General features: G+C 74.6%; 4 protein-coding genes. All 4 read right to left on the bottom strand.

What is annotated here, in order from left to right; translation table 11 throughout:
- Window positions 1-108: 108 nt before the first annotated feature.
- On the bottom strand, window positions 109-2,025 hold the full coding sequence (locus tag ACV7NM_RS05145) for a CASTOR/POLLUX-related putative ion channel (RefSeq protein ID WP_463413835.1): 1,917 nt from the start codon (window positions 2,023-2,025) through the stop codon (window positions 109-111).
- Between the two features lie 320 nt (window positions 2,026-2,345).
- Entirely contained in the window at window positions 2,346-7,589 is a 5,244-nt protein-coding gene (locus ACV7NM_RS05140) for a condensation domain-containing protein (protein WP_463413834.1), read from the bottom strand.
- Window positions 7,590-7,599: 10 nt separating this feature from the next.
- The gene (locus tag ACV7NM_RS05135) at window positions 7,600-9,432 is read right to left on the bottom strand and encodes a non-ribosomal peptide synthetase (protein ID WP_463409131.1); all 1,833 of its coding nucleotides are present in this window, start codon (window positions 9,430-9,432) and stop codon (window positions 7,600-7,602) included.
- Window positions 9,433-9,437: 5 nt separating this feature from the next.
- Window positions 9,438-10,478, bottom strand: a complete 1,041-nt coding sequence (locus ACV7NM_RS05130; protein WP_463409130.1) for a TauD/TfdA family dioxygenase — start codon at window positions 10,476-10,478, stop codon at window positions 9,438-9,440.
- Window positions 10,479-10,532: the final 54 nt, after the last annotated feature.

The raw sequence follows: 10,532 nt of genomic DNA, 5'->3' as shown, positions 1-10,532 counted from the left end.
CGGCAGCTCCCGTATCCGGTGCTGCCGCCCGCAACTGCCGCCGGACCGCTGCCCGTCCGCGCACGACGCGGCGGGTCGGTCGTCAGGGTTCGTCGTCGGGGCCCGTCGTCAGGGTCCGCCCGGGCCGGCCGGGGCGGAGGACCGTTCACCGGGCTGCGTCGGGCCGGGCAGGGCGGCACGGCGCACGGGTTCCGGAGCCAGCACGACGACCGAGTCCTCGGCCCCGAAGGACACGCGCTCCCGCTTGTCCGGGTTGAGGCGCACACCGTAGGAGGGACCGAGCGCGCTGTCCTCCTGGAGCCGGTACCCGATGACGCACTGCCCCCGCCGTCGCCCGGACTCCACCACCGTTGCGAAGGTGACGGGCCGCCCGGGCCGGACGAAGTGCGTCGCGGGTGCCAGGTGCAGGCCGGGGCCGTGGGCCGCGAACAGGGTTTCGAAGACGTCGGCGAGGTGGCGGTTCTCGGCGATCTGGGTCATCAGGAGACCGACGAGACGGCCGCCGACGATGAAGTCCGCCCCGGCGCGGGCCGGGGCGAGCAGCCTGTTGCGGTCGTCCGTCATCTCGGTCACCACGGCCAGTTCGCGGCCCGAGGTTTCCTCCAGCGCCCGCAGGTGCAGCAGTGTCACCAGGGTCCGGTCGTCCCCGCTGAGCGCGCCCGCCGTCCCGTCCGTGGCGTCGTACCCGAGGACGATCACCCGGTCGAACGACAGGACGCCCAACTGCTCCAGCACCCCGGGGTCGGTGATGTCCCCGTCGTGCACCCGGACCGTCAACCGTCGCGCCGACCGTCCCCGGTGACCGGCCTCCCGGAGCGCCTCCCCGCCCTGCGCCACGACCGTCAGCACCGAACCCTCCGGCACGCTCAGGTCCAACTGGTCCAGGATCAGCGGGGCACGCCGGTTCCAGCCCAACAGCAGGACCTGCTCCGGTGACTCGGTCACCGGACCCGGCGGCACGATCGCGTCCTCGTCGACGACGAGCGGCCGCTCCAACGGCACCGCCGTGTCGTCGTCCTCGGTGATGAGGATGACGCGGTCCTCGCGGCCCGGCACGGAGTCGGGCGCGGGGCACAGTTCGACGGCGCCGCAGGACCGCAGGACGCCGACGACGCTGGACGTGGCGTACGAGAGCAGCAACTCCCCGAAGGCGCGCCCGACGAGGGCCGGTTCGCTGACCGTGTAGAACTCGTCCCCGGCGAAGTCCAGCAGCTCCTGGTGCACGAACGACAGCCCTGGCTGCCGGGACGTCCGCGCGATCAGGCGGGCGGTGACCTCCTCGATGTTCAGCACCCGCCCGTGAGGCCCGGCGGCCAACCGCGCGGCGCGGTGGTGGCGGCCGTCGCGGACCGCCGCCACCACCGTGGGCCTGCCGCGTCCGCGTACGGCCGCCTCCAGGGAGAGCAGCGTCTTCACCACGTGCGCGTCACCGTCCTCGCCGTCGTGGGTGAGGACCAGCACCGACCGCGCGGTATCCGGGCTGACCAGGGCGATCACCGCGGGATCGGTGGTCACCCCGTTCCGGCAGATCAGCCGGGTGCGGCCGAGCCGGCCGATCGCCGTGGCGATCTCGTCCTCCATCTCCGCCTTGTCCTTCGGTCCGAGGACGGCGACGACGGCCCTGCGCTGGTTGGAGTTGGCGGCGACCAGTTCGCAGACGATGGGGAAGACCTGGTCCGACCAGCCGAGCAGCACCGTGTGCCCCTCTTCCAGCACCGTCGACCGGCCGCGCCGCAACGCCAGGATCTTGTCGTTGAGGCCGGTGGTGATCAGGCTGACGAGAGTGGAGACGAACAGCAGCGCGACCAGGGCCAGCACGACCGAGAACAGTACGTACAGCGGGTTCCCGACGGCGCCGCCGATCTTCAGGGTCTGACCGACGCTGACCCAGATCGCGACGAGCCGGCCGAGCCGGCCGCGCGGGGCGCCGGGGTCGGCCCAGACCAGCGCCGCACTGGCGGGGACGACGATGGCGAGGCACACCAGCGTGAGCCAGCCGATCAGCACGGACGTCCCCCGGGCCATGACGGTGTCGAACCGGTACCGGGTACGCGGCCACCTGGGGCCGCCGCGCTGTCGTGTCGTCCTGCGATCCGTCAACCGGGGTCCTTCGGGCAGCTCGCGACGACCTGCCGGGGAGCGCACCGGCCGCCGGCCATCGGTGGTGTGTACACGCGCCACGCTAGTCGGCCCGAGGCGCCACGAAGGCGAGGGATGCTCCGGTTACGCCCATCGTGTGAGCATTCGGCCCTGTTTGCTAGTGCCCCGGTCGGTGTGAACCGCCTCGGCCCGGGGGTCCGACGCCCGCGCGTCGGACCCCCGGGCCGCTTCCGGTGAGCCCGGGCCTACTGGTGCACGCGCGCTCCCGCCCGGGTGCGGCGGCGCAGGGCCGGGGCGGGGGCGGCGGCCGGGGCGGCCGCCGCGAGCAGCGCCGCCAGCTTCGCCGGGGTCGGGTGACGGAACACCTCCCGGATGGTCAGCTCCCGACCCAGCTCCGCCCGCACCCGGTTGACCAGCCGGACCGCGAGCAGCGAATGCCCGCCCGACTTGAAGAAGTTCGCGTCGGGGGTGACGCGCCCGTTCTCCAAGACCTCCGCGAACAGCCGCAGCAGAGCCGTGGTCAGGCCCTCGTCAGGCGCCGCCGGCTCCGGCCGCGCCGCGGCGGCGGGGAGGTGGACCGCGGACGGCACCGCGTACTCCGGCAGCCGCTCCGCGGCCCAGGCCTGGAGTTCCGCCTCCGTCACCGCCCCCTCGGCGTGGGCGACCAGTCGCCCGTCCATCGCCTCGGCCCGCGCCCGGGTCACCGCCGGGTGCCTCGACAGCACCGCCGCCACGTGTGCCGGGTCGATGCGGTAGCCGCCGATCAGAGGCCGCTCGACCGGTCGCCGGTCGGCCGGCGCGGGCAGATCCCCGATCCGCAGCGACGGGTCGACCGCGAACAGGTCCAGCGCCGCCACCAACAGGTCCGCCAGTCGTCGGGCGCCCGACGGACCGTAGAGGTCGGTCGCGTACTCCAGGACCCCGGACATCCCGCCGTGCGCGTTCTCCGTCAGCGCGAAGGTGAGGTCCGACTTGGCCGATCCGGCCCGGTACGTCAGTTCCTCGCCGGCCAGCGGACCTCCCGCGCCGGCCTCGGCCGCGCCCGCGGGGTTCACCTGGAGCATGACCTGCACCAGCGCCTCGTGAGCGGCCGAGCGGTGCGGATTGAGGTGCTCCACCAGCCGGTCGAAGGGCAGGTCCTGGTGCTCGTAGGCGGCCAGGTCCGCCTCCCGCACCCGGCCCAGGAGCTCCCCGAACGCCGGGTCGCCGGAGGTGTCGGTACGCAGCACCAGAGTGTTCACGAAGAAGCCGACCAGCTCCGACAGGGCCTCGTCGGCCCGTCCCGCGACCGCCGTGCCCACCGCGAGGTCGGTTCCCGCGCCGAGCCGGGTCAGAGCGGCGACGAGCGCCGCCTGCACCACCATGAACAGGGTGGCGCCGTGCGCGTGCGCCACCCGGACCAGCCGCCGGTGCGTGTCCGGGCCCACCGCGAAACCGGTGACCGCGCCCCGGCCCGAGGGCTCGGCCGGCCGCTCCCGCTCCGTCGGCAGGTCGATCAGGGGCGGCAGGCCGGCCAGGGCGCGTTCCCAGTGGCCGAACTCCCGCTCGGTGGGCAGGGCGCGCTGCCACAGCGCGTAGTCGGCGTACTGGACCGGCAGCGGCTCCCAGCCCGGTGCGCCCCCGGCGAGCCGGGCCTCGTAGGCCGCCGCCAGGTCCGCGAGGAGCGGACCCGTCGACCAGCCGTCCGCCGCGATGTGGTGCAGCAACAGCACCAGCGTCTGCGGACCGTCCCCCTCGGGCAGGAACAACCAGGCGCGGAGGGGTAGTTCACGGCTGAGGTCGAAGCGGTACCCGGCCGCCTCGTCGACGGCCGCCGTCACGTCCGCCGGCCGGGCCAACTCCAACTGGGGTCGGGCGCCGACCAGCACTTCCTGGTACGGCTCCCCGCCCTCGGCGCCGTACACGGTGCGCAGCACCTCGTGCCGGGCGGCGACGTCCGCCAGCGCCCCGGCGAGCGCCGCCGGGTCCAACGGCCGCTCCAGCCGCCGGACCAGTGCGATGTTGTAGGTGGGGGAGGGCCCCTCCAACTGGTCCGTGAACCACAGCCGGCGCTGCGCGTACGACAGCGGGACGCGCGCGGGCCGCCGCTCCGGCGCTACCGGCGCCGGCGCGGGCCGCGCCGGCCCCGCGAGGGAGCCGAACCGGCGGTACAGGGCGGCGGGCGTGGGGGCCAGGAACAGGTCACGGATGCCCGCCTCGACGCCCAGCACCGACCGGACGCGGTTGACGAGCTTGCTGGCGAGCAGGGAGTGCCCGCCGGCCTTGAAGAAGTTCTCCGCGGGCCCGACCCGGTCCCGGCCGAGCACCTCCGCGAAGAGGCCGCACAATATCTCCTCGCGCGGGGAGAGCCCCGCCGTGCCACGAGCCGCCTCCGGGGCCGGTACGCAAGTCGCCGCCGCGGCGGCGAGCCGGGTCCGGCGCTCGGTGATCCCCTGCCGCTCCTCCGCCGAAAGCAGCCCCAGTTCGCCGAGCCGGACGTCCGGGGAGGCGGCGAAGGCGCCCAGCGCCCGCACGTACACCTCCAGCAACAGCCGCGCGGTGGACGCGTCGAACAGGTCCTCTGCGTACTGGACGTACACGTCCAACCCGCCGGGTCCGCCGTCCGCCGCCCGGCGCTCCGCGCAGTGGAAACTCAGGTCGAACTTCGCGGCGCCCAGATCGGTGCTCGTGGCCCGCCCGGTGAACGGCCCGAGTCGCATCGCGTCGCCCACGGCCTCCTGCACGGTCAGCATCACCTGGAAGAAGGGGTGTTCGCCGAGGACGCGCCCGCCGTCCTCGGACAGGTGTTCCACCAGCAGGTCGAACGGCAGGTCCTGGTGGTCGAAGGCCGCGAGGTCCGCGTCGCGGACCCGCTCGACCAGTTCGCCGACCGCCGGGTCGCCCGACAGATCGACACGCAGGACGAGGGAGTTGACGAAGCAACCGACCAGCTCGTGCAGATCCTGGTCGGGCCGGCCGGCCACCGGTGTCCCGATCGCCAGGTCCGTACCGGCGCCGGTGGCTGACAGGGCCGCCGCCAGGGCGGAGCGGGCCACCATGAACAGGCTCGCCCGACGGGTGCGGGCAAGCGCCGCGAGCCCTCGGTGCGCCACCGCGTCGAGCCGGGCCGTCAGGGTGGCGCCGCGCCCCGAGGGCTCGGCGGGACGCGGCCGGTCGGCCGGCAGCGCGGTGCGGGCGGGCATCCCGTCCAGGGCCGTCTTCCAGTGGTCCAGCAGCGCGGACGGGTCGGCCAGCAGTTCGGCCTGCCACAGCGCGTAGTCGGCGTACTGCACCGGCAGCGGGCGCCACCGAGGTGACCGGCCCGCGCACCGGGCCTCGTACGCCTCACCCAGATCACGCAGCAGCGGTGCCAGCGACCATCCGTCGGTGGCGATGTGGTGGACGAGCAGGACCAGCACACAGGTGCCGTCGCCCGGAAGGAACAGCCGGGCCCGCAGTGGCGTCCGCACCTCCAGGTCGAAGGCTTCCCGGCCGAAGCGGGCCACCCGCTCCTCCAGGTCCGCAGGGGTGCATTCGACCGTCTCCAACGAGTCCGTCGGGGCGTCCAGGACCCGCTGGTACGGCTGACCGCCCTCGGCCCCGTACACGGTGCGCAGCACCTCGTGCCGCTCCACGACATCGGCGAGCGCGGCCCGGAGGGTCTCCTGCCCGGGGACGCCGTCCAGGCGCAGCACCAGCGGTGCGTTGTACGTGGCCGACGGGCCCTCGATCCGGCCGACCAGCCACAGCGCGCGCTGCGCGGCGGACAGCGGGATCCGCTCCGGGCGGTCGGGCGCGGCGGCCAGTGCGGGCCGCGACGCCGACACCGGGCCCCGCTCCGCCAGGCGCCGGTGCAGGGCGGTCGGGGTCGGGGCGAGGAACAGGTCGCGGATGCCGAGTTCCAGGCCGAGCGCGCCCCTGACGCGGTTGACCAGTTTGCCCGCGAGGAGGGAATGACCGCCGTTGCGGAAGAAGTTGGCGTCGGCGGCAAGCTCGTCGCGGCCCAGCACCTCCGCGAACAGTCCGCACAGGATCTCCTCGCGGGGCGACAGGACGTCCCGCCGCGCCGGCGCCGGCGCGGCGGTCTCCGGGCGGGGCGCGGCGGCCGTCCGGGCGGGCCGCCGGGCCAGGGCCGCCGACTCCTCGGCCCCCGGCAGCCCCAGCTCGCCCAGCCGGCGCAGCGGGTCGGCGGCGAAGCCCTCCAGGGTCCGTACGTAGACCTCCAGCAGCAGCCGGGCCGTCGCCTCGTCGAAGAGGTCGCAGGCGTACTGGAGGGAGATCCCGATCCCGTCCGGGCGCCCGTCCGCCGTGTGCCGTTCGGCGCAGTACCACGTGAGGTCGAACTTCGCGGAGTCCAGGCCCACATCCGCGAGCCGGGCGCCGACACCGCCACCGAGCGCGACCGGTCCGGCCGTCTCGCCGCCGGCCTCCACGGTGAGCATCACCTGGAAGAACGGGTGGTGTCCCAGTGACCGCTCGGGGGCCAGGTGTTCCACCAGCAGGTCGAAGGGGAGCTCCTGCTGCTCGAACGCCGCCAGGTCCGCGTCCCGGACCCGCCCCACCAGCTCCCCGACGGACGGGTCACCCGACAGATCGGTGCGCAGGGCGAGGGAGTTGACGAAGAACCCGACCAGGTCGTACAGGTCCTCGTCCGGGCGGCCCGCCACCGGGGCGCCGATCACCACGTCCTCGCCCGCCCCGCAGGCGGACAGCGCGGCCGCCAGCGCCGCCCGGGCCACCATGGTCAGGCTCGCCCGGCGCCCGCGGGCCAGGGCGAGCAGCCCGCCGTGCGCCGCCGCGTCGAGGCGGCCGGTCACCAGGGCGCCCCGGCCCGAGGGCTCGGCGGGGCGAGGCCGGTCGGCGGCCAGGTCGATCACCGCCGGAGCGCCGGCGAGGGCGGCCCGCCAATGGTCGAGTTGCTCCCGGGCCAGGCTGTCCGGGTCGGCGGGGTCCCCGAGCAGTTCGTGCTGCCACAGGGTGTAATCCGTGTACTGCACGGGCAGCGGCTCCCAGCCGGGGGCCCGCCCGCCCAGCCGGGCCTCGTAGGCCAGGGCCAGATCGCGCAGCAGGGGGCGTACGGACAGCCCGTCCGTGGCCACGTGGTGGATCAGCAGGACCAGGACCGGGTTCCCGTCGCCGGAGGTGAACAGGCTTGCCCGCAGCGGCGGTTCGGCGGTGATGTCGATCGTCTCGCGGACGAACGCGGCCACGGCCGTGTCCCGTTCGGCCGCCGCGCACCGCACCGACACGAGTCCCGGCACGGCGGCCGTCCCCAGTACTCGCTGGTGTGGCTCCGCGTCCCGCTGGTACGGCTCCGCGTCCGCGCCGGCGGACAGGACGGTGCGCAGCACCTCGTGCCGCTCCACCACGTCGGCGAGGGCCGCTCCGAGGGCGACGGCGTCGGGCTCCGCGTCGAGGCGCAGGACGACGGGGGCGTTGTAGGCGGCGGACGGGCCGTGCAGCCTGCCCAGGAACCACAGCCGCCGTTGGGCGAACGACAACGGGATCACGGTCATGTCCTCATCCGTCCTGGCGCTCGGCGGACGCGGCGGCGGTCGCCTCCACGAGGGTGTCGATGTGGGCGGCGAGGTCCCGCAGCCGGGGGTTGGCGTACACGGCCTTCACCGGGAGCGCGACGCGCAGCTCGGCGCGGACCCGCGACACCAGCTTGATGGCGAGCAGCGAATGGCCGCCCAGCTTGAAGAAGTTGTCGTCCGGTCCGATGCGCGAGGCGCCCAGGACGCTCGCCCACACCCCGGCGATCAGCTCCTGCGAGCGCGTCATGCCCTCGGCCGCCGCCGGGGCGGCCCCCTCCGGAGCGGTCGCGGCCGGGTCGGGCAGCGCGGCCCGGTCCAGCTTGCCGTTGGTGGTGGTGGGGAAGCGGTCCAGGGCCACGAAGGCCGCCGGGACCATATAGGCGGGGAGCGCGGAGGTGAGCCGGGACCGCAGCTCGGACGCGGTGGCGGAGCCGCGGTGGTAGGCGACCAGGCCGGGCGCGCCGTGGACGTCGTCGCGCAGTACGACGGCCGCTTCGGCGACCTCCGGCATGGCGGTCAACGCCGCCTCGATCTCGGGCAGTTCGATCCGGTGCCCACGCAGCTTCACCTGTCCGTCGGCCCGGCCCAGATAGGCCAGCCGGCCGCCGGGCAGGAGCCGTACGAGGTCACCGGTGCGGTACATCCGGCCGCCGTACGCGGCGCCTTCCCCGGAGTCCGCCACGAACCGTTCCGCCGTCAGCCCCGGTCGGCGCCGGTAGCCGCGGCCCACGCGAGGGCCCGCCAGATACAGCTCACCGCTCCCGCCCTCGGCCACCGGGCGCAGCCTCTCGTCCAGCACCCGCATGCGCAGGCCCGGCAGCACGCTGCCGATGTGCGGCGCGTCGGCCGGGTCGACCCAGCCCGCCGTGGAGTCGACGGTGCACTCGGTGGGCCCGTACAGGTTGACCGTACGCAGCACCCCCCGCGCGCCGCGCTCGCCGAGCCGCCGCCACAGCGCGAGGCCGATCGCCTCGCCTCCCACCAGCAGCGTCAGCGGGCGGGGGCCGCCGTCGGCGGTCAGCAGGTCGAGCAGCGGGTCGGCGTGCGAGGGCGTGATGTCCAGATCGGTCAGCGCCCGCTCGTCGATCAGCGCGGCGAGCAGCGCGGGGTCCGCGCGGGTCTCGTCGTCGATCATCACCAGCGTGTCGCCCCGGCACACGCGCACCCACTGCTGCACGGAGGCGTCGAAGGACGGCGAGGCGTTCCAGCCGACCCGGCCGCCCTCGCCGACGGCGATGCCCGCGCCCTCCAACTCGGCCAGCAGCGCCGAGGCCGCGCCCCGGCCGATCTCGACGCCCTTGGGCAGGCCCGTGGAGCCGGAGGTGTAGATGACGTACGCGAGGGTGTCACCGGTGACCGGCACCGGGGCGAAGGCCCGCTCCCGGCCGTCCGGCGCGCTCAGCTCGGCCACCGGCACGACCGCCACACCCGGTGCGGGCGGCCCGTCCGCCGAGTCCGCGACGACCACCAGGTCGGCGCCCGAGTCCTCCACCAGGTAACGGCGTCGCTCGGCGGGCAGCTTGGGGTCCACGGGCAGATAGGCGGCGCCGGCGGCCAGGGTGCCGATCAGCGCGGAGACCAGCGAGGCGCCCCGGGGCAGGCACAGCGCGACCACGCTCTCCGGACCGATGCCGCGGGCGGTGAGCCGCCCGGCGAAGCGCATCGCCTCCGCGCGCAGTTCGGCGAAGGTCAGTTCACGGTCCCCGGCCACGACGGCGGTGCGCGCGGCGGGCGCCAGTGCGAGGCGGGCCAGCAGGTCGGCGGGGGCGTCCGGGCCCTCGAAAGTACGGGGACGCTCGGTAAGCACGGCGGTCATGGTGGTCACTCCCCGGCGAAAACGGTGGTGGACGGCTGGGTGCGCGGGGAGCAGTCGGCCAGCGCGACCGGCTCGCCCATCGCGACGAGGATCTTCCGGTCGCCCTTGTACGCCTCGCGGCCGTGCGCGCACAGGATGTTGTCCACGAGCATCAGGTCGCCCTGCTGCCAGGTCTCCCGTACGGTGACGCGGTCGTAGACGGCGTTGATCGCGTCGACCTCGGCGTCGGTGAGCCGGGACCCGTCACCCAGGTAGGTGTTGAACGGCAGGCCGTCCTCGCCGTACGTCTCCACGAGCACCTCGCGGACGTCCGGGTCCAGGGTGCGGCTGTTCCAGAAGGCGAAGTGGTTGAACCAGGTCTCCTCGCCGGTCACCGGGTGCGTGACGATCGCGGAGCGACGCTGGCGGGTGATCATCGAGTCATCCCCGTCGACCCATTCGTAGCCGACCGTGTTCTCCTCGCAATACGCCTCGGCGACGGCCTTGTCCCGCGTCGCGAACGTCTTGTACCAGGGCAGGCCGGCCAGCTCCGAGTAGTTGCGCACGAGCAGCCAACCGGCCCGCGCGAAGCGTTCCACCAACTCCGGGGGCAGCAGGCGCAGCGCCTCGCGCATGTCGCCGATGGTGGTCGCGCCGCCCTCCTCGGGGGCGATCACGCAGCCGAAGAGGAGCACTCCCGGGAAGTCGAGGGTGTAGCTGTTCTCGTTGTGGAGCCGGATCGGCTGCACGGCCGGAAGGTCGGTGGAGGAGAACACGCCCTCGCCGAAGTCGGTGCGCGGGGTGGCCTTCTCCTTGTAGCCGGCGCGCCGCTCGATCAGGGCGTCTCGCGCCGCGGCGAAGGAGGCGGCGTCCTCGACGGGCAACCCCCGCAGCAGGACGGCGCCGCTACGGTGCAACTCGGCCTGGATGTCGCCCCGGTGGGTGGTGAGCCAGGCCACGGCGGAGGCGAGGTCGGCGCCGGCCGGGGTGTGGACGACGACGGGCTTGCCGAGCTCGCGCACCGGGTCGATGCCGGTCGCGGTGGGTGCGTCAGCGAACGTGGTCATGGGAAGTTCCTTAGGAGGGTGCGGAGTCGGGAAAGTGGCGGGCGGCCCGGAGGA

The organism is Streptomyces sp. Tek67B01, from assembly GCF_055231995.1.
This window is presented reverse-complemented; position numbering and strand designations above follow the sequence as displayed.

Bases quoted from the DNA above. Each gene is read 5' to 3' on its own strand.
- ACV7NM_RS05145 (WP_463413835.1), bottom strand. From the start codon at position 2,025: ATGGCCCGGGGGACGTCCGTGCTGATCGGCTGGCTCACGCTGGTGTGC.
- ACV7NM_RS05135 (WP_463409131.1), bottom strand. From the start codon at position 9,432: ATGACCGCCGTGCTTACCGAGCGTCCCCGTACTTTCGAGGGCCCGGAC.
- ACV7NM_RS05130 (WP_463409130.1), bottom strand. From the start codon at position 10,478: ATGACCACGTTCGCTGACGCACCCACCGCGACCGGCATCGACCCGGTG.